This window comes from Acidovorax sp. LjRoot129 (genome assembly GCF_964253765.1).
Classification (GTDB): domain Bacteria; phylum Pseudomonadota; class Gammaproteobacteria; order Burkholderiales; family Burkholderiaceae_C; genus Acidovorax.
The window spans coordinates 788,736-806,635 of sequence record NZ_CAXUSE020000001.1; the positions used below are offsets into that span (position 1 = coordinate 788,736).

Sequence of the window (17,900 nt, forward strand, 5' to 3'; positions counted from 1 at the left end):
CCGCTATCCTAGGGGACTGATCCACTACCGCACGTCAAGACAGTGTCTGACCCGCACCCCGCGCACCCCGGGCGCCCGCCCGAGAGGGAAGACAAGCGCACCTTCCTGCAGAAAGTGGTCGAGTTCATCCACCCCGGGCCCGACTCGCGGGAAGAACTCATCGAGACCCTGGCCGAGGCCGAAGACAACGAAGTCATTGGGGCCGACTCGCGCGTGATGCTGGAACGCGTGATCCGCATGGCCGACATGACCGCGCGGGACGTGATGGTGGCGGCACCGCGGATGGACCTCGTCAACATCGACGCGCCGTTCGATGAGCTGCTGCACCTTGTGATCAACACCGCGCACTCGCGCTTTCCGGTGTACCAGGGCGAGCGCGAAAACATCATCGGCATCCTGATGGCGAAGGACCTGCTCAAGCTGCAGCGGGCGCCGGAGCTGAACATCCGCGCGCTGCTGCGGCCGGCGGTGTTCGTGCCCGAGAGCAAGGGCCTCAATGACCTGCTGCGCGAGTTCCGCGGCAACCGCAACCACCTGGCCATCGTGATCGATGAATTCGGTCGCGTGGCGGGCATCGTCACCATCGAGGACGTGCTCGAGCAGATCGTGGGCGAGATCGAGGACGAGTTCGACATCCCCGAGGACGACGGCGACATCTTTGGCCTGGCCGACCGCACCTACCGTGTGAGCGGAGACACCTCCATCGAACGCGTGTGCGAGGCGTTCAACGTGCTCATCCAGCCCAGCGACCCGGGCGAGCACTTCGACACCATCGGCGGCTTGATCGCGCACGAGATGGGCCATGTGCCCAAGCGGGGTGAGCAGTACCAACTGGGCGGCCTGGACTTTGTGGTGCTGCACACCAAGGGCGGGGCGGTGCGCTGGTTCAAGGTGTCGCCGGCCGCAGAGCCTGCCCACGACGGCGATTGATTTGATGGCGCGCGTTCGTGCACCCGCGGGACTGCCGCTGGTCCCGCAGGTGCTGCTCGCGGTGGCCGCGGGCCTGGCCCAGGCGGCATCCCTGGCGTGGCCCTGGAGCGGAAAGCCGCTGTGGTGGCTGCAACTCCTGTCGATGGCCGTGCTCGCTTGGCTGGTCCGGCCCACCCCGATGCAGGCCATCACCTGGCGGCGGGGCGCGCTGGTCGGAAGCGTGTTTGCCACGGCCTGGCTGGCGGGCACCTTCTGGTGGCTGTTCATTTCGATGCACACCTACGGCGGCCTCGCCGCCCCGCTGACCGTGGCCGCGGTGCTGGGGCTGGCGGCATTCCTCGGTAGCTACTACGCGCTGGTTTTGGGCATTTTTTGCCGCCTAGCGCTTACCAGTCGTGCGCTGAGTGCTATATTTTTCGGAGCGGTGTGGCTGCTGGCCGAGCTGGCGCGCGGAACCTTGTGGACGGGCTTTCCCTGGGGGGCTGGCGGCTACGCCCACGTGGACGGACCCCTGGCGGCACTCGCGCGCTACATCGGCGTGTACGGCGTCGGGGCCGTGGCGGCAATGCTGGCGATGTATGCCGTGCAGTGGCGCGGCGCCGATCTGGCCCGTTGGCGCACCTGGGTGGTGCCGTTGATGGCCGCCGCGGTGCTGGCCACCGCTGCCGCCGATCGCTTCTGCGCGGTAAACCTCTGCCATACGCCCGCCCAGCGTGCCGCCAAACCCCTGAGCCTGGAGCTGCTCCAGGGCAATATTCCGCAAGACGAGAAATTCCTGAGTGGCAGCGGCGTGCCCCTGGCGCTCAAGTGGTATGCCGAGCAGCTGCAAGCCGCCCAGGCCGACCTCGTGGTCGCGCCAGAAACGGCGATTCCGTTGCTCCCCCAGCAGCTTTTGCCGGGCTACCTCGAGGACATCCAGCAGCGCTACGCGCAGGGCTCCCAGGCTGCGCTCGTGGGCATTCCAATGGGCGACGAGGCCATTGGCTACACCAACTCGGTGCTGGGCATGGGCGGCGCGGCGGCGCCCGGCAGCAGCGCCTACCGCTACGACAAGCACCACCTGGTGCCGTTTGGCGAGTTCATCCCGCCCTTTTTCAAATGGTTCACCGCGATGATGAACATCCCGTTGGGCGACTTCAACCGCGGCGCGGTGGGCCAGCCATCGTTTGCCTGGGCAGGGCAGCGCATTGCGCCCAACATCTGTTACGAAGATTTGTTTGGCGAGGAACTGGGCGCGCGCTTCATCGACCCGGCGCAGGCCCCCACCGTGTTTGTGAACTTCAGCAACATCGGCTGGTTCGGCAACACGGTCGCCATCGACCAGCACCTGCACATCAGCCGCATGCGGTCGCTCGAATTTGAACGCCCGATGGTGCGTGCCACCAACACCGGGGCCACGGCCATCATCGACCACCGCGGGGTGGTCACCCATGCGCTTGAGCGCCACACGCGCGGCGTGCTGCGGGGCGAGGTGCACGGTCGCGGGCTCAATGCGGCCCAGGGGTGGGCGATCACCCCGTTTGCCTGGTGGGTGTCGCGCTGGGGGCTGTGGCCGCTGTGGGGCTTCGGGGCGGCGGTGCTGATTTTTGCCATGGTGGCCCGGCGGCTGCATGCGGTGCGCGGTGTTTGATCCGCGCCATTGCGCAACAAGGAGCCCTGGGACCCCACTGGGCCAAAACGCAGCACGCCGGCCGGTGCCTTGATAATGGAGCCCTACAAGCGGGGGCTTGTGTTTGCATACAACGATGATTTGAGGCGGGCCAACCGCCGTTCTGGAGCACGACTGAAGATGGCTGATTCCTTTTCCTACGAACAACTGATCGCCTCGGGCGAAGGCCGGCTGTTTGGCGCCGATAGCGGCCGCCTGCCGCTCCCGCCCATGCTGATGTTCGACCGCATCACGCACATCGACAGCGATGGTGGCGAGCACGGGCTGGGAAAGATCCGCGCCGAGCTCGATGTGCGCCCTGATCTCTGGTTTTTTGCCTGCCACTTCCAGGGCGACCCGGTCATGCCCGGTTGCCTGGGGCTGGATGCCATGTGGCAGCTCATCGGTTTTTACCTGACCTGGCTGCGCCTGCCGGGCAAGGGCCGCGCCCTGGGGGCTGGTGAAGTCAAGTTCACCGGCGAAGTGGGACCCAACGTGAAACTCGTGACCTACGAAATCGACATCAAGCGCGTGATCAAGCGCAAGCTGGTCATGGCGATTGGCGATGCACGCCTTTTGGCCGACGGCCAGGAAATCTACGTGGCCAATGACCTGCGCGTGGGCTTGTTCAAGCGCGAGGAACAGGCTCCGGGGGCACAAGGAGCAGCAGCATGAAGCGGGTAGTCATCACCGGCGCGGGCATCGTCTCGTGCATTGGCAACGACCTGGCCACGGTGGAGGCCTCGCTGCGCGCCAGCAAGAGCGGCATCAAGGCCGTTGAAAAGTTCAAGGAACTGGGCCTGCGCAGCCAGGTGGGCGGCGCACCCGAGATCGACATCGAGTCGCGCATCGACCGCAAGCAGCTGCGCTTCATGGGCGATGCCGCGGCGTACGCGCAGATCGCCCTGGAAGACGCGATTGCCCAGGCCGGCCTCACGCCAGAGCAGGTCAGCCACCCGCGCACCGGCCTCATCATGGGCTCGGGCGGCGGCTCGCCCAACAACCAGATCGAGGCGGCCGACACGCTGCGCGAAAAGGGCATCCGCCGCGTGGGGCCCTACCAGGTCACGCGCTGCATGAGCTCCACCGTGTCCGCGTGCCTGGCGACCAATTTCAAGGTCAAGGGCATCAACTACTCCATCACGTCTGCCTGCTCCACGTCGGCGCACTGCATCGGCGCGGCCGCGCAGCAGATCGCCTGGGGCATGCAGGACGTGATGTTCGCAGGCGGCGGCGAAGAGCTGTCCTGGGGCATGTCGCTGCTGTTCGACGGCATGGGCGCCATGTCCAGCAAGTACAACGACACGCCCGAGAAAGCCTCGCGCGCCTACGACGCCAACCGTGACGGTTTCGTGATTGCCGGCGGCGGCGGCGCGGTCGTGCTGGAGAGCCTGGAACACGCCCAGGCACGCGGCGCCACCATCCTGGCCGAAGTGGTGGGCTTTGGCGCCACCAGCGATGGCGAAGACATGGTGGCCCCGTCGGGCGACGGCGCCATTGCCTGCATGAAGCAGGCGATGGAGGGCCTTGATGTCCCCATCGACTACATCAACACCCATGGCACCTCCACGCCCGTGGGCGACATGCAGGAAGTGCGCGCCATGCAGGCGCTGTTCGGCGACAAGGTGCCGCCGTTCTCGTCCACCAAGTCGCTCACCGGCCACTCGCTGGGCGCCACCGGTGTGCAAGAGGCGATCTACTGCATGATCATGCTGAACAAGGGTTTCATTGCCGGCTCGGCCAACGTGGACACGCCCGACCCTGCGCTGGGCTCCATGCCCCTGGTCACGCAAACGCGCGATGCAGACCTGACCACGGTGCTGTCCAACAGCTTCGGCTTTGGCGGCACCAACGCCAGCCTGGTGCTGCGCCGCTGGGCCGACTGACGCTGCGGCCCGGTCGCCGCGCCACACCAGCCTGCCCGTCTTCGGACTCGGCGGGCTGTTTTGTTTTTGGGGCTAAGCAACGCGCGACGGTCAGCGCCTCTGCGCCTTGGCCGCCGCTGCGGGCGACAGGGCGCCGTGCAGCGCTTCGGGCAGCATGGACAGCATGCGCGTGGCCTGAAGGCCCGGCGGCGATGAACGCGCGTGGTAGCTGTACAGCGAAATCGGCGGCAACTCGTGCAGCTCCAGCGTCACCATGGTGGCGGGGTCGAGCCGCGTGGCGGTCAAAAAGTCCACCACCGTCCAGCCCATGCCCAGGCGCACCAGTTCCAGCGCCAGGCGGGAGGTCTGCACCTGGATGCCCGGCCCCACAGGTGTGCCCAGGCGCTGCGCGATCTCGTCAATCGACTGCCGCATCGGGTCGTCGCCCACCAGCCGGATCACCGGCACCTGGGCCAGCCGCGCGCTGCGCGAGGTGGCGCGTGGCGCGCGCATCCACACCGTCTGCGCTACCGCCAGGTACATGCGCCCGCTCACCAGCAGGTCGCTGCGGATCTGCGGGTGCGGGTGCTTGTAGAACCCCAGGCAGAAGTCCACGCTGCGTGTGAGCAGCGCCTGCGTCATCTGGTCCTGGTGGATGGTGCGCACCTCCACGCCCACCTGCGGATAGCGCACCGCATGCTGCTGCAGCAGCAGCGGCAGAAACTCGTGGCTCACGGCAGGGATCGCAGCCAGCCGCACATCGCCCGTGTCGCTGGCCGCCAGGTTGCGCGCGGTGCGCCGCAGGGCATCGAGCTGGCGGTGAATGCCCGATGACTCGGTAGCCAGCACCTGGGCCTCCGGTGTCGGGGTGAGGCCCGCGGGGGTGCGCAGAAAGAGGCGGTAGCCCAGCTGCAACTCGGTGTGCGCCACTGCCTTGCTGATGGCGGAGGGCGTGATGCACAGCAGCCGCGCCGCCGCGCTCATGTTGCCGGTTTGAAGCACCGCCTGAAAAACCTCCAGCTGCCGCAGGTTCATACCCAAGTCCTTGTTGTGGGGTGTGACTCAAATTCACAGGGGAGCGCTGATTATTCCGCATCAGTGTGCGGTGATCTCCCATAGGATGCGCCACCGCTAGAAAGCGGCGCGGCGTCCGCTGAGGCACCGCGGACACACAACACAGTTCAGGAGACTTTCATCATGCGTATTTCCCAACCCGCCAATCGCTGGCTGGCCGGCCTGCTGCTGTCGGCAGCCTCTGCCGTGGCCATGGCCCAGGCCGCCAAGCCCCATGTGGTCGTGTTGGCCACGGGCGGCACGATTGCTGGCGCTGGCGCCTCGGCCGCCAACAGCGCCACCTATGCCGCAGCCAAGGTGCCGGTCGACAAGCTCCTGGCCGGCTTGCCCGAACTGGCCAGCGTCGCCAAGGTGTCTGGCGAACAGGTGTTCCAGATCGCGTCCGAGAGTTTCACCAACGAGCACCTGCTCCGCCTTGGCCAGCGTGTCTCCGCTTTGTCCAAGCAGGCCGATGTGGACGGAATCGTGGTCACCCACGGCACCGACACGCTGGAAGAAACCGCGTACTTCCTGAACCTGGTGGTGCGCACCATGAAGCCCATCGTGGTTGTGGGCTCCATGCGCCCCGGCACGGCCCTGTCGGCCGACGGCGCGCTGAACCTGTACGACGCCGTGAGCGTGGCGGCCAGCAAGGATGCAGCCGGCAAGGGCGTGCTCGTCACCATGAACGACGAAATCCAGAGCGGCCGTGACGTCAGCAAGACCATCAACATCAAGACCGAGGCCTTCAAGAGCCAGTGGGGCCCGCTGGGCATGGTGGTGGAAGGCAAGAACTACTGGTTCCGCGCGCCCGTCAAGCGCCACACCACGGGTTCGGAGTTCAACATCGACGATATCAAGGCACTGCCTGCCGTGGACATCGTGTACAGCTACGGCAACATGAACACCACGGGCATCGAGGCCTACGGCAAGGCGGGCGTGAAAGCGCTGATCCACGCCGGCACCGGCAACGGTTCGGTGGCCGCCCAGGCGGTCGATTCACTCAAGGCCCTGCGCGGCCAGGGTGTGCAGATCATCCGCTCGGCCCGCGTGCCGGACGGTTTTGTGCTGCGCAATGCCGAGCAGCCCGACGACAAGTACGACTGGGTCGTGGCCCACGACCTGCGCCCACAGAAGGCCCGCATCCTGGCCATGGTGGCCCTCACCAAGACCAATGACAGCAAGGAACTGCAGCGCATCTTCTGGGAGTACTGATCCCCCCTGAGGCGCTGCGCGCCTTCCCCCCAGAGGGGGGACGCACCCGGTGGACTGGCAGAGCCAGATCCACGGGTGCGCTGGCTTGAAGGCATTCCCTCTGGATGCGCCATAGGCGGTGAATCACGCAGCGACTATTTGAAACGAGACTTTGGCGCACAACTTGTGCGCCGACGGGCTGCCCGCAAAGGTGGTCACTGGCACGCAATGGCTTACTGGCCGCGTGGCTGGTTGGGAAGGCTGGGGCTCCAAAAGGGCTCTGGCCTTTTTTCATGGCGCGGCGGTCCGAATGCTCCGAACCGGGCGCAACACTGGCGCCCCTTTCGCAGCTGTGGCTGGACCTGGTGCTGTTTACACGGGCCGCCTGCCGCTGCGCCGTAAAATCACTGGTTTGCGCGTGCAATGCCCGCCCCAGCTGCTATTGGCGGCGCGGACTGGCCTCTGTCGACGCCCCATCCCTTTCTCTTCCTACTTGCCTGCCCTGGCTTGCCAGTGCCACAGACGCCATGTTGACATTCCAGCAAATCATTTTGAAGCTGCAGTCCTACTGGGACGCGCAGGGCTGCGCCCTTTTGCAGCCTTACGACATGGAAGTGGGCGCCGGCACATCGCACACCGCTACTTTCCTGCGCGCTATCGGCCCTGAGCCCTGGAAGGCCGCGTACGTGCAGCCCAGCCGCCGCCCCAAGGACGGCCGCTATGGCGAGAACCCGAACCGCCTGCAGCACTACTACCAGTACCAGGTGGTCTTGAAGCCCGCGCCGGCCAACATCCTGGAGCTGTACCTGGGTTCGCTCGAAGCCCTGGGCTTTGACCTCAAGAAAAACGACATCCGCTTTGTGGAAGACGACTGGGAGAACCCCACGCTCGGCGCCTGGGGCCTGGGCTGGGAGGTCTGGCTCAACGGCATGGAGGTGACGCAGTTCACCTACTTCCAGCAGGTCGGCGGCATCGACTGCAAGCCCGCCACGGGCGAGATCACCTACGGCCTGGAGCGCCTGGCCATGTACCTGCAGGGCGTGGACAACGTCTACAACCTGAAGTGGACCGATACGCTGAGCTATGGCGATGTGTACAAGCAAAACGAGGTGGAGCAGTCCACCTACAACTTTGAGCACAGCGACGCGGACTTCCTGTTCACCGCCTTCAATGCGCACGAAAAGCAGGCCAAGTACCTGATGGAGCAGCAGCTGGCGCTGCCGGCCTACGAGCAGGTGCTCAAAGGCGCGCACAGCTTCAACCTGCTGGACGCACGTGGTGCTATCAGCGTGACCGAGCGCGCCGCGTACATCGGCCGCATCCGCAACCTGGCCCGCGCCGTGGCGCAAAGCTACTACGAGAGCCGTGAGCGCTTGGGCTTCCCCATGGCACCGCGCGAGTGGGTGGAACAGATGACGAAGAAGGCTGCGTGAGAGAAATGACGATGACAACCCAAAACCTCCTCGTTGAACTGTTTGTCGAAGAGCTGCCGCCCAAGGTGCTGCAGAAGCTGGGCGATGCCTTTGCCACCGTGCTGGGCGACCAACTCAAGGCCCTGGGCCTGGCATCCGCCGCGTCCGTGGTCACACCGTTCGCTTCGCCCCGCCGCCTGGCTGCGCATGTGACCGCCGTGGCCGACAAGGCGGCCGACAAGGCAGTGCAGCAAAAGCTCATGCCCGTGACCGTGGGGCTCGACGCCAGCGGCAATGCCAGCCCGGCACTGTTGAAAAAGCTCCAGGCCCTGGGAGCCGATGTGTCCGACCCGGCAGCCGCCGTGGCGGCGCTCAAGCGCGCGCAGGATGGCAAGGCCGAGGCCCTGTTCTACGACAGCGTGGTGCCCGGCGCCACGCTGCAGGAAGGCCTGCAAAAGGCCTTGCTCGAAGCGCTTGCCAAGCTGCCCATCCCCAAGGTCATGAGCTACCAGCTCGAGACCGACTGCGAGCTGCCCGGCTGGACCAGCGTGAACTTCGTGCGCCCCGCGCACGGCCTGGTCGCGCTGCATGGCAGCACCGTGGTGCCGGTGAAGGCGCTGGGCCTGTCGGCGGGCAACAGCACGCAAGGCCACCGTTTTGAAGCCGCCGCGTCGCCCGTGGTGCTGGCAGACGCCGACAGTTATGCCGCCACGCTCAAGAAGGACGGCGCCGTGATCGCGTCCTTTGCCGAGCGCAAGGCCGAGATCGTCCGCCAGCTGGCCGCTGCTGCCGCCCAGGTGGGCAACGGCGCGCGCCCCATCGAAGACGAGGCGCTGCTGGACGAAGTGACCGCGCTGGTCGAACGGCCCAACGTGGTCACCTGCTCGTTCGAGACCGAATTCCTCGACGTGCCGCAGGAGTGCCTCATCCTCACGATGAAGGCCAACCAGAAGTACTTTCCGCTGCTGGACGCCTCGGGCAAGCTCACCAACAAGTTCCTGGTGGTCAGCAACATCAGCCCCGAAGACACGAGCTTCGTGACGGGCGGCAACGAGCGCGTGGTGCGCCCGCGCCTGGCCGACGCGAAGTTCTTCTTCGACCAGGACCGCAAGAAAACTCTGGCTTCGCGCGTTGAAGGCCTCGGCAAGGTGGTCTATCACAACAAGCTGGGCACGCAGGGCGAACGCGTGGAGCGCGTTAGGTCAATAGCCAAAGCCATTGCCATGCAATTGGGCGATGCTGCTCTGGTCGCTGATGCCGACAAAGCCGCTCAACTGGCCAAGACCGACCTCGTGACCGACATGGTGGGCGAGTTCCCTGAGCTGCAGGGCATCATGGGCGGCTACTACGCCCTGAACGACGGCCTGGGCGAAACGGTGGCGCACGCCATCGAAGACCACTACAAGCCCCGTTTTGCCGGCGACACGCTTCCGCGCAACACCGCCGGCGTGGTGGTGGCGCTGGCCGACAAGCTGGAAACCCTGGTGGGCATGTTCGGCATCGGCAACCTGCCCACGGGCGACCGCGACCCGTTCGCGCTGCGCCGCCATGCGCTGGGCGTGATCCGCATGCTGGTCGAAAAGGACCTGCCACTGCAGCTCAACGACCTGCTGGCCGGTGCCGTGCCCGCCTTTGGCGACAAGATCACCGACGCATCGGCGCCGCTCGCCGACTTCATCTACGACCGCCTCGCCGGCAGCCTGCGCGAGCAGGGCTACCGCGCCCAGGAGGTCGACGCCGTCATGGCCCTGCGCCCGCAGCGTCTGGCCCTGGTCGAAAAGCAACTGGCCGCAGTGCGCGCCTTTGCCGCACTGCCCGAAAGCCCGGCCCTGGCCGCGGCCAACAAGCGCGTGGGCAACATCCTGAAGAAGGCCGAGGTCGAAGGCGCTGTGGACCCGCACGTCAACCCCGACCTGCTGCAGGAAAAGGCCGAGCAGGACCTCTACGCCGCGCTGCAGCGCTTTGTGCCCGAGGCCAATGCCCAGTTCGACGCGGGCGACTACACCGCGAGCCTGCAGACCCTGGCCGTGCTGCGCGCGCCGGTGGACGCGTTTTTCGACGACGTGATGGTCAATGCCGAGCAGATGGACCTGCGCTTGAACCGCCAGGGCCTGCTCAAGAGCCTGCACGACGCGATGAACCGCGTCGCGGACCTTTCCCGTCTGGCGGTTTGACCGGATGGCCCAAGCTGATAGGCTGGCGATTCTCACAAGGTAATCAAACCCCATGAAACTCGCCATCCTCGACCGCGACGGCACCCTCAATCCGATGGGGGAGGATTTCATCACCACCGCCGACGAGTGGACTGCCGTGCCAGGCGCGCTCGAAGCCATTGCGCGGCTCAACCACGCGGGCTGGCATGTGGTGGTGGCCACCAACCAGTCGGGACTGGGCCGGGGCTTGTTCGACGTGCTGGCGATCAACGCCATCCACGCCAAGATGCACCGCCAACTGGCCGCCGTGGGCGGGCGCATCGATGCGGTGTTCTATTGCCCCCACGCGGCCGACGAAGACTGCGCCTGCCGCAAGCCAGCACCGGGCCTGCTTGAGCAAATCTGCGACCGCTACGGTGTGGAACGCCACGACGTGCGCGTGGTGGGCAGCTGCGCCGTGCACCTCCAGGCGGGCGCTGCGGCCGGGGCCCAGCAACTGCACCTGGTGTGCACGGGCCAGTCGGCGCTGGTCGACCCCCGCGGGGCGGTGCCTGAAGGGCTGCCGGCGGGCACCGTGCTGCATGCGAGCCTGACGGATTTTGTAGACCGGCTGCTGCCTGCCGTGCCGGTGCCTGCGCCGTCCGCCCACGCCAGCGCTGCGCCTTTGCCAGCTGCAGCGGCTTCACCGTCTGGTGCTATCTAAATAATAGCTGCCGGCGCTTGCTGATCAAGCGCTGGCGGCCAAAAACACTTCAAAAATGGCTTTTCTCCGCTCCTTCTTGCATCTTCTCTTCATGGGCATCACCGTGGTGCCCTATACGCTGGCGATCATGCTGGGCTCGTTGTTCGGGCTGCGCGGGCGGCCCCTGTACCGCATTGCGCGGGCTTGGCTGGCGCTGTGCATCAGCAGTGCCCGGGTGATGCTGGGTGTGCGCGCCAACGTGATGGGCATGGAGAACCTGCCGCAGGGCGAGAACGCCGGGGCGGTGCTGCTGGTCAAGCACCAGTCCACGTACGAGACATTCTTGATGCCGGCGATCATGCCGCGTCCCCTGGCCTATGTGTTCAAGAAAGAGCTGCTGCACGTGCCGTTCTTTGGCTGGTCCATCGGCCGGCTGGACATGATCCACATCGACCGCAACCAGCGCACGCAGGCCTTCAACAAGGTGGTGCAGCAAGGCAAGAACCTGCTGGCCAAAGGTATGTGGATCATCATGTTCCCTGAAGGCACGCGCATCGACCGTGGCCAGAAGGGCAACTACAAGACCGGCGGCACGCGCCTGGCCATCGACACCGGCGCGCCGGTGGTGCCGATCGCCGTGACGTCCGCCAAGGTCTGGCCGCGCAAGGCGTTCATCAAGCGGCCGGGTGTGGTGGACGTGTCCATCGGCAAGCCCATCCCCAGCGCGGGCCGCCAGCCCGAAGAGCTGATGCGCGAGGTGGAGGCCTGGATCGAGGCCGAGATGCGCCGCCTGGACCCCGAGGCGTACCCCAAAGCTGTGGCCCCGCACGCCTCGGCAACCGCCACGACCACTGCCACTGCCGCCGCGCCAGCCGATGCGGTGACGCCCGGAAAGTAAACGCCTGTGATGCAGCGGCTCGTGCAAATGGCGCTCGACCTGTTCGACCCGCCCAGCGCACCAGCGGTGGTGGCCGTGCCGCCGCCTGCCCCCAAAATTGAATCAAAAAGCCCCCTGGCGCTTGATACACAAGGGGTTGATGCTATTGAAGAGGTAGCAAAAAAGATCGCGCCATCCGCAGCGCCCGCCGTTCCGCTGGGCTCCTTGCTATCCCCTGCCGAATTCCGCCACCCCGGCGCCAACCGCGAGGTGTTGCTGGGCGACGCCGTGGTGGGTTATGCGCTCACGCGCGCGCGGCGCCGCACCATCGGCTTCACCGTAGGTGCGGATGGCCTGTCGGTGCGCGCGCCAAGCTGGGTCACGCTGTCGGCCGTGGACGCGGCGCTGCGCGAGAAATCGGACTGGATTTTGCGCAAGCTGTCGGAGGCGCGGGAGCGCCAGCAGCGCATGGAGGGCGGGCGCATCGTCTGGGCCGCGGGCGCCGTGCTGCCGTACCTGGGCGAGCCGCTCACGGTGGTGCTGGACCCGAGCCATGGGTTTGCCGGCAAGGGCGGGGCGCTGATGCCGGCCGTGCCCTCCGCATCGCCTGTGCCTTCCTCCGCACCGGGAGAAGAGGGCTCTGCCGTCTTTGCCGCGCAGAGCCTGCACATCGGCCTGCCCCACAGCGCCAGCCCCGCGCAGATCCGCGATGCGGTGCAGGCTTGGCTCATGCGCGATGCGCGCCGCCACTTCACCGCGCGGCTTGACCACTTTGCGCCGCTGCTGGGCGTGCGCTGGGCCAGCCTGCGCCTGTCGAGCGCGCAGACCCGCTGGGGCAGCGCCAAGGCCGACGGCTCCATCCGCCTGAACTGGCGCTTGCTGCACTACCGCCCAGCCATCATCGACTACGTGGTGGCGCACGAGCTGGCCCACCTGCGCGTGATGGACCACAGCCCGCGCTTCTGGGACACCGTGGCCACGGTAGTGCCGGACTACGCGCAACTGCGCAGCCATTTGCGCGACGAGCCTGCGCCTTTGTGGTGAATCCGCCGGAATCGCCTACCGCGCCCGTGCGGCCCCTGGCTTGCTGCGCTCGCCTGGGCAGCGTCGATGCAAACGCTTTGCCGAATGCCATGAAAGGATTGAACTGATGACCCCACAACAACCCCCCCACGCCGCCGAGGGCTACGCCGGCGATATCACGCCCCAGCAGGCCTGGCAGTGGGTGCAGGCCGGCCAGGCGGTGCTGGTGGACGTGCGCAGCGATGCCGAGCGCGACTGGGTCGGCCAGGTGCCGGGTGCAGCCGCCGTGGCGTGGAAGCAGTGGCCGGGTATGGCCATGAATGCAAACTTTGATGCCCAACTGAGTGCCGCGGCTCCGGCGGGCGGCACGCTGGTGTTGCTGTGCCGCAGCGGCGTGCGCTCCATCGCCGCTGCGCGCCGCGCCACCGAGCTGGGTTTCAAGGCCTATAACATTCTTGAGGGCTTCGAGGGTGACGCGGACGGCGAAGGGCAACGGGGCAAGCGCGGCGGCTGGCGCTTTCACGGACTGCCTTGGCGGCAGAGTTGAGGAGCGGGGGTTGGGCGCCTGCTGAGGGCGCCCATCGCCCATCGCCCATGCGGCGCTTTTTGCCCGCGCGGTCATTGCCCACGGGCGGGGCATGAAAGGTTGATCTCGCTCGCAGCAGCAGTTGCGCAAAGGCCCTGACGGCCCTGACCCCCTGCCATTGACGTGAGAACGTCTGGGCGATTCGCTATCAGAAAAAGAGCTGCTACCGCCCTGTTATCAAGCGGTAGCAGCTCTTTTTGTTTGAATTTCCGAAGCTTACTTGGCCTGCGGAGGAATGCGCAGTTTCTGGCCAGGATAGATCTTGTCAGGGTGGGTCAGCATGGGCTTGTTGGCCTCGAAGATCGCGGGGTACTTGTTGGCGTCGCCATAGAACTTCTTGGCGATGGCCGAGAGCGTGTCGCCGCGCACCACGTCGTGGTACTGGGCTTCGGGCTCGGGGTTGGTCACGTCCATCAGGTTCTCGACGCTGGTCACGTGGGCCACGTTGCCGCAGCACAGGGTGACCTTCTCTTTCGCCGACTGCGTGGGGGCCGTGCCCTTGACCGTGACCTTGCCGGCCGTGCCGTCAAAAGCCACCTGCACGTTGCTGGCGCCGAGGTTCTGCGACGCGATGTAGGTCTCGATGGCGTTGGCGGCCGTGGCGTTGAGTTCATCCTGCGTGGGGGCGGCTGCCGTGGCGGCCTGGGCTTCCTTGCCGCCAAACAGTTTTTCGCCGGCTTCCTTGATGAAACTGAAAAGACCCATGGGGTACCTCCTGGAGTGAAACAAAAACGGGACCGTTCAATGTAGTGGCAAAGCCCGGGGGCAGTGTGTCAGACAGCAGCGTGAAACGATTTTTGACATTGTTGACCGGTGGGCCGCATGGAATGCAGGCCTGTCGCGCGCTGCTCGTGGCTCACGAGCCGTCCATGTCGCCGCTGAATCAGGACGTGTTTCAAAACTCGGGATAATCCGCCGCATGACTTTTCTGGCCATCGATGTCGGCAACACCCGCCTCAAGTGGGCGTTGTACGACGCTCCCCGTCCCGGGGCTGCGCTGCTGGCCCATGGTGCCGAATTTCTGGACCACATCGACCGTTTGGCCGAGGGCAGCTGGGCACCACTGCGCCACCCCGAGCGCATGCTCGGCTGCGTGGTAGCCGGTGACGCGGTCAAGCGCCGCGTGCAGGAACAGATGGAACTGTGGGACGTGCAGCCCTCGTGGGTGGTTTCGTCCACCGAAGAGGCGGGCCTCGTCAACGGCTACGACCATCCTTCGCGCCTGGGCTCGGACCGCTGGGTGGCGATGGTTGGCGCGCGCCACCATGTGCTGCGCCAGGGCCCTGCGCGGCCACTGGTGGTGGTGATGGTGGGCACGGCCGTCACCGTGGAATGCATTGACGCCGACGGCCGATTCATGGGCGGGCTGATCCTGCCCGGGCACGGCATCATGCTGCGGGCGCTGGAGTCCGGCACGGCCGGCCTGCATGTGCCCACCGGCGAGGTGCGCCTGTTCCCCACCAACACCAGCGATGCGCTCACAAGTGGCGGCACCTATGCAATTGCTGGCGCCGTGGAGCGCATGGTGCAGCACGTGATCCAGCACTGCGGCGAAGAGCCGGCCTGCCTGATGACCGGCGGCGCGGGCTGGAAGATGGCACCCAGCATGACCCGGCCTTTCGAGCTGGTGGACAACCTGATCTTTGATGGCCTGCTGGAGATCGCCACGCGGCGGTTCGGAGGCTGAGGGCTGCCGCTGCAGGTGCTGTGCGTGAGAGGCTTGTGAAAATTGCGTGAGATCTTGCCGCAGGCATCCACGGGGCCGGCGCAATTCACACCCATCGTTCGACGGCGAAGTTTTCAAAAAGAGCACTTGTTCCGGCACGGACTGCCGAAACTGTCGCTGCCCCACACCAGCGACCGCCGCGCAAGGGCCGCCATGCAGCGCAGCCGGCACTTTGCAGGCGTGCGCTGACGGTGGCCCCCTTCCCGAATCACGCAGTGATTAGAGAGAAGGGGGAAGGCGCGAAGCGCCTCAGGGGATGCCCTTTACTCTTCTTCCAGCTCCGCGCGGGCCATCTCGATGTCCAGGCGCTCCATGGCATCGGCTGGTTCGCTCGCGGCGGCCTTTTCGTACAGCTGGGTGGCTTCCTTCATCTTCTTGTCACCCTCCAGCATGACCAGTGCGTTGGCATATTCGATCATGCCGATGGCCGAGCCCGGGTTGAGCTTGAGGGCTTCCTGGAACAGCTTGAGGCCCGTGTCCTTCTTGGCGCCGTAGGTCATGCCGCCGATCAGCGAGCCGACCTTGTCGATCACCTCGGCATGGAAGGCGCCCAGAGCAATGCGAGCGTCCGCATGTTTGGGCGACAGCGCAATCGCCTTCTCCAGCGACTCCTTCACCTTGCCGCCCAGCCCCTGCGCCAGCGCCTTGGCCACGCTGATGCCCTGGCTGTAGCGGCCCAGGGCGTACGCGTGCCAGTACCAGGCGTTGGCGTTGCCGGGCTCTGCGGCAGCCTGCGCCTCGGCGCGTTCCGCGACCTGCATGAAGAGGTCCAGCCGGGTCTTTTCTTTTTGCTCCAAATAGTTGGCGTAGATCGCCGTCGCCTTGTTGGCCACCGTGGTGCCCGCGCTGCCCGCCGCGATCCCGGCGGCGGCGGCCTTCTCGAAATCACCGCTGTGGAACAGCGCCCAGGCGTCGAGCACCGCCGGCTCCTTGGGGCAGGCCTCGGCGTCGCCCGCGTGCAGGCGGGCCCATTGCTTCTTGACGCTGGCGGCATCAAACGGATATTCACCAGCGTGAGGGAAAGATGTCCACTTGGCCATGGTGTGTGTCTCCTGAAGTTCTTGTTGGTGAGGAAGAGGGTGGCGCGCGGTGGCAGGGCTCCTGGTGGCGCCGTCAGTGGGCCGCCCGGGTGGCGTAGGCGCCGACGAGCTCCAGCAAATGTGCGCGCTGGCTGGTCTCCAGGTACGGCATCAGCAGGTTGAGCACGTGGTGTGCGCCACGCAGGAGCGCGGCCTGCGCGCTCTCGGGCTCCAGCGCCCGGCGCGGGTCGCGCACGTACTCGAAGCTGAGCCAATACGTGAGCACAACCACCATGCTGGTGGCGGTGGCCTCCAGTTCGCGTGTGTCGATGTGCAGCGCATCCGCGCGGCCCATGCCGTCGAGCATGGCGCGCACGGCGCGGGTCTTGTTCTTGAGGATGGCCTGGAAGTGCGTCTCCAGGCGCCGGTTCTTGGACAGCAGATCGTTGAGGTCGCGGTACAAAAAGCGGTACTGCCAGATCAACTCGAACAGCGTGTGCATGAAGAACCAGGCGTCCTCCACATTGCGCACGCCGTCGGCCGCGGCCAGCAGTTCGTTCAGCGACTGCTCGTAGCGATCAAACAGCGCGTTGATCAGCTCGTCTTTGGCCGGGTAGTGGTAGTACAAATTGCCGGGGCTGATGCGCAGCTCGGCAGAGATCAGAGTGGTGGAGACGTTGGGCTCGCCAAACCGGTTGAACAGCTCGAGCGTCACTTCCAGAATACGTTCTGCGGTGCGGCGTGGCGCTTTCTTCACCATGTCTGCAGGCCCCTTCGCGTCGTTTGACGTTGTTGTTTGCGTGTCTCTTGGGGGCTACTCTAACCCACGCTGGAATGCTGCACTGCGGCATGAATACGCCGCCGCGGTGCGGCGGCGCAGGTGCAATGGGGCACGTGCCCGGCGGGCTGCAGCATGGCCCTGCCCAAAGAAAAGCGGCCGAGGCGCATCAGATGCACATCGGCCGCGAGGAGAGGCTGGCAGCGTGCGCTGCCGCTCATCCGGGTGCGGGTATCAGTTGGCCGACGACGCGCTGGAGGCGGCGTCCGCTGCTTTGCGTGCGGCAGGCTTGCGGGCTGCGGCCTTCTTGACAGGAGCTGCCTTGGCGGTGGGCTTGGTGGCTGCCTTCGCAGGAGCGGCCTTCTTGGCGGGGGCCTTCTTTGCAGGGGCCGTGGCGGCAGGCTTGGCTGCGGCCTTGGCGGGCGCTGCCTTCGTGCCCTTGGACAATGCGTCCACGCGGGCGCTCAGGGCTTCCAGATCACGGGCGGAGGGTACGCCCAGCTTGGCCAGGGCCTTGGCCACGCGGTCTTCAAAGATGTTTTCGAGCTTGTCCCATTGGCCCTGGGCCTTGGAGCCGATGTCGCTGGCCATGTTGGTCACGCGGCTGGTGGCTTCGGAGATCTTTTCTTCGGCCACGGCCTGGGTCTTGCGCTGGATGGTGAGGCCTTCCTTGACCAGGGCTTCGAACACCTTGCCGCCTTCTTCCTGTGCCTTGGAGAAGGCTCCCAGGCCAGCCAGCCAGATCTGCTGGGCGGAGTCCTTCACGGTGCCGGACAGTTGGGCGTTGCTCTTTTTGTTGTCGGCGCTGAGTTTTTGCAGTTTCTTGACCATGGGGCCTCCGTCATTGAGATGGGTTTGGTTTGCCAGGGCAGGCTGCCTCTGACGCATGGCCGGACTGTACGCGGCACGGCGCGCCAGGTGTAGGCGCGGGCTCCTAAAAGTGTAGAGCGCGCT

17 protein-coding genes are annotated in these 17,900 nt (G+C 66.0%); 12 read left to right on the forward strand and 5 right to left on the reverse strand.

The window, feature by feature from the left end:
- The first annotated feature begins 42 nt into the window (after positions 1-42).
- The 4 genes from ACSQ3Q_RS03715 (at position 43) to fabB (ending at position 4,464) form a co-directional block, all read left to right on the forward strand.
- Positions 43-930, forward strand: a complete 888-nt coding sequence (locus ACSQ3Q_RS03715; RefSeq protein WP_436133067.1) for an HlyC/CorC family transporter — start codon at positions 43-45, stop codon at positions 928-930.
- A 4-nt stretch (positions 931-934) separates the two neighbouring features.
- Entirely contained in the window at positions 935-2,560 is a 1,626-nt protein-coding gene (gene lnt, locus ACSQ3Q_RS03720) for an apolipoprotein N-acyltransferase (RefSeq protein ID WP_436133068.1), read from the forward strand.
- Positions 2,561-2,719: 159 nt separating this feature from the next.
- A complete protein-coding gene (gene fabA, locus ACSQ3Q_RS03725) occupies positions 2,720-3,253 on the forward strand; it encodes a 3-hydroxyacyl-[acyl-carrier-protein] dehydratase FabA (RefSeq protein WP_436133069.1) in 534 nt (177 codons plus the stop codon).
- A complete protein-coding gene (gene fabB, locus ACSQ3Q_RS03730; protein WP_436133070.1) occupies positions 3,250-4,464 on the forward strand; it encodes a beta-ketoacyl-ACP synthase I in 1,215 nt (404 codons plus the stop codon). The genes fabA and fabB overlap by 4 nt, the downstream gene beginning before the upstream one ends.
- Before the next feature lie 90 nt (positions 4,465-4,554).
- Here fabB and ACSQ3Q_RS03735 read toward each other — a convergent pair whose 3' ends face one another.
- On the reverse strand, positions 4,555-5,478 hold the full coding sequence (locus ACSQ3Q_RS03735) for a LysR family transcriptional regulator (RefSeq protein ID WP_436133071.1): 924 nt from the start codon (positions 5,476-5,478) through the stop codon (positions 4,555-4,557).
- Between the two features lie 162 nt (positions 5,479-5,640).
- Between ACSQ3Q_RS03735 and ACSQ3Q_RS03740 the strand changes: the two genes are divergently transcribed.
- The 7 genes from ACSQ3Q_RS03740 to ACSQ3Q_RS03770 all read left to right on the forward strand — a co-directional run bounded on the left by ACSQ3Q_RS03740 (position 5,641) and on the right by ACSQ3Q_RS03770 (position 13,384).
- Positions 5,641-6,711, forward strand: coding sequence for a type II asparaginase (locus tag ACSQ3Q_RS03740; RefSeq protein WP_436133072.1), 1,071 nt, complete (start codon positions 5,641-5,643; stop codon positions 6,709-6,711).
- Between the two features lie 506 nt (positions 6,712-7,217).
- Positions 7,218-8,123 (forward strand): glycine--tRNA ligase subunit alpha, encoded by a 906-nt coding sequence (gene glyQ, locus ACSQ3Q_RS03745; RefSeq protein ID WP_409782608.1) that lies wholly within the window; start codon positions 7,218-7,220, stop codon positions 8,121-8,123.
- 11 nt (positions 8,124-8,134) lie between these two features.
- A complete protein-coding gene (gene glyS, locus ACSQ3Q_RS03750) occupies positions 8,135-10,276 on the forward strand; it encodes a glycine--tRNA ligase subunit beta (RefSeq protein WP_436133073.1) in 2,142 nt (713 codons plus the stop codon).
- A gap of 52 nt (positions 10,277-10,328) precedes the next feature.
- Positions 10,329-10,958, forward strand: coding sequence for a D-glycero-beta-D-manno-heptose 1,7-bisphosphate 7-phosphatase (gene gmhB, locus ACSQ3Q_RS03755; protein WP_436133074.1), 630 nt, complete (start codon positions 10,329-10,331; stop codon positions 10,956-10,958).
- 55 nt (positions 10,959-11,013) lie between these two features.
- Positions 11,014-11,835 carry a lysophospholipid acyltransferase family protein gene (locus ACSQ3Q_RS03760; RefSeq protein WP_436133075.1) on the forward strand — a complete coding sequence of 274 codons (822 nt, stop codon included), beginning with the start codon at positions 11,014-11,016 and terminating at the stop codon, positions 11,833-11,835.
- 9 nt (positions 11,836-11,844) lie between these two features.
- Entirely contained in the window at positions 11,845-12,858 is a 1,014-nt protein-coding gene (locus tag ACSQ3Q_RS03765; RefSeq protein ID WP_436133076.1) for a M48 family metallopeptidase, read from the forward strand.
- 106 nt (positions 12,859-12,964) lie between these two features.
- Positions 12,965-13,384 carry a rhodanese-like domain-containing protein gene (locus ACSQ3Q_RS03770; RefSeq protein ID WP_436133077.1) on the forward strand — a complete coding sequence of 140 codons (420 nt, stop codon included), beginning with the start codon at positions 12,965-12,967 and terminating at the stop codon, positions 13,382-13,384.
- 255 nt (positions 13,385-13,639) lie between these two features.
- On the opposite strand, the gene lysM is transcribed toward ACSQ3Q_RS03770, so the two are convergent.
- Positions 13,640-14,128, reverse strand: coding sequence for a peptidoglycan-binding protein LysM (gene lysM, locus ACSQ3Q_RS03775; protein ID WP_436133078.1), 489 nt, complete (start codon positions 14,126-14,128; stop codon positions 13,640-13,642).
- A 214-nt stretch (positions 14,129-14,342) separates the two neighbouring features.
- Between lysM and ACSQ3Q_RS03780 the strand changes: the two genes are divergently transcribed.
- On the forward strand, positions 14,343-15,110 hold the full coding sequence (locus ACSQ3Q_RS03780; RefSeq protein WP_436133079.1) for a type III pantothenate kinase: 768 nt from the start codon (positions 14,343-14,345) through the stop codon (positions 15,108-15,110).
- 302 nt (positions 15,111-15,412) lie between these two features.
- On the opposite strand, the gene ACSQ3Q_RS03785 is transcribed toward ACSQ3Q_RS03780, so the two are convergent.
- The 3 genes from ACSQ3Q_RS03785 to ACSQ3Q_RS03795 form a co-directional block, all read right to left on the reverse strand.
- Positions 15,413-16,189: a tetratricopeptide repeat protein gene (locus ACSQ3Q_RS03785; protein WP_436133080.1), complete on the reverse strand. Its 777-nt coding sequence runs from the start codon at positions 16,187-16,189 to the stop codon at positions 15,413-15,415.
- A 73-nt stretch (positions 16,190-16,262) separates the two neighbouring features.
- Positions 16,263-16,928, reverse strand: a complete 666-nt coding sequence (locus tag ACSQ3Q_RS03790; protein ID WP_436133081.1) for a TetR/AcrR family transcriptional regulator — start codon at positions 16,926-16,928, stop codon at positions 16,263-16,265.
- 252 nt (positions 16,929-17,180) lie between these two features.
- Entirely contained in the window at positions 17,181-17,777 is a 597-nt protein-coding gene (locus ACSQ3Q_RS03795; protein WP_436133082.1) for a phasin family protein, read from the reverse strand.
- Positions 17,778-17,900: the final 123 nt, after the last annotated feature.

Coding starts and splice junctions, on each gene's coding strand:
- ACSQ3Q_RS03735 (WP_436133071.1), bottom strand. CDS start 5,478: ATGAACCTGCGGCAGCTGGAGGTTTTTCAGGCGGTGCTTCAAACCGGC.
- glyS (WP_436133073.1), top strand. CDS start 8,135: ATGACAACCCAAAACCTCCTCGTTGAACTGTTTGTCGAAGAGCTGCCG.
- ACSQ3Q_RS03785 (WP_436133080.1), bottom strand. CDS start 16,189: ATGGCCAAGTGGACATCTTTCCCTCACGCTGGTGAATATCCGTTTGAT.
- ACSQ3Q_RS03740 (WP_436133072.1), top strand. CDS start 5,641: ATGCGTATTTCCCAACCCGCCAATCGCTGGCTGGCCGGCCTGCTGCTG.
- ACSQ3Q_RS03780 (WP_436133079.1), top strand. CDS start 14,343: ATGACTTTTCTGGCCATCGATGTCGGCAACACCCGCCTCAAGTGGGCG.
- ACSQ3Q_RS03760 (WP_436133075.1), top strand. CDS start 11,014: ATGGCTTTTCTCCGCTCCTTCTTGCATCTTCTCTTCATGGGCATCACC.
- fabA (WP_436133069.1), top strand. CDS start 2,720: ATGGCTGATTCCTTTTCCTACGAACAACTGATCGCCTCGGGCGAAGGC.
- fabB (WP_436133070.1), top strand. CDS start 3,250: ATGAAGCGGGTAGTCATCACCGGCGCGGGCATCGTCTCGTGCATTGGC.
- ACSQ3Q_RS03790 (WP_436133081.1), bottom strand. CDS start 16,928: ATGGTGAAGAAAGCGCCACGCCGCACCGCAGAACGTATTCTGGAAGTG.
- ACSQ3Q_RS03770 (WP_436133077.1), top strand. CDS start 12,965: ATGACCCCACAACAACCCCCCCACGCCGCCGAGGGCTACGCCGGCGAT.
- ACSQ3Q_RS03795 (WP_436133082.1), bottom strand. CDS start 17,777: ATGGTCAAGAAACTGCAAAAACTCAGCGCCGACAACAAAAAGAGCAAC.
- ACSQ3Q_RS03765 (WP_436133076.1), top strand. CDS start 11,845: ATGCAGCGGCTCGTGCAAATGGCGCTCGACCTGTTCGACCCGCCCAGC.
- lysM (WP_436133078.1), bottom strand. CDS start 14,128: ATGGGTCTTTTCAGTTTCATCAAGGAAGCCGGCGAAAAACTGTTTGGC.
- lnt (WP_436133068.1), top strand. CDS start 935: ATGGCGCGCGTTCGTGCACCCGCGGGACTGCCGCTGGTCCCGCAGGTG.
- glyQ (WP_409782608.1), top strand. CDS start 7,218: ATGTTGACATTCCAGCAAATCATTTTGAAGCTGCAGTCCTACTGGGAC.
- gmhB (WP_436133074.1), top strand. CDS start 10,329: ATGAAACTCGCCATCCTCGACCGCGACGGCACCCTCAATCCGATGGGG.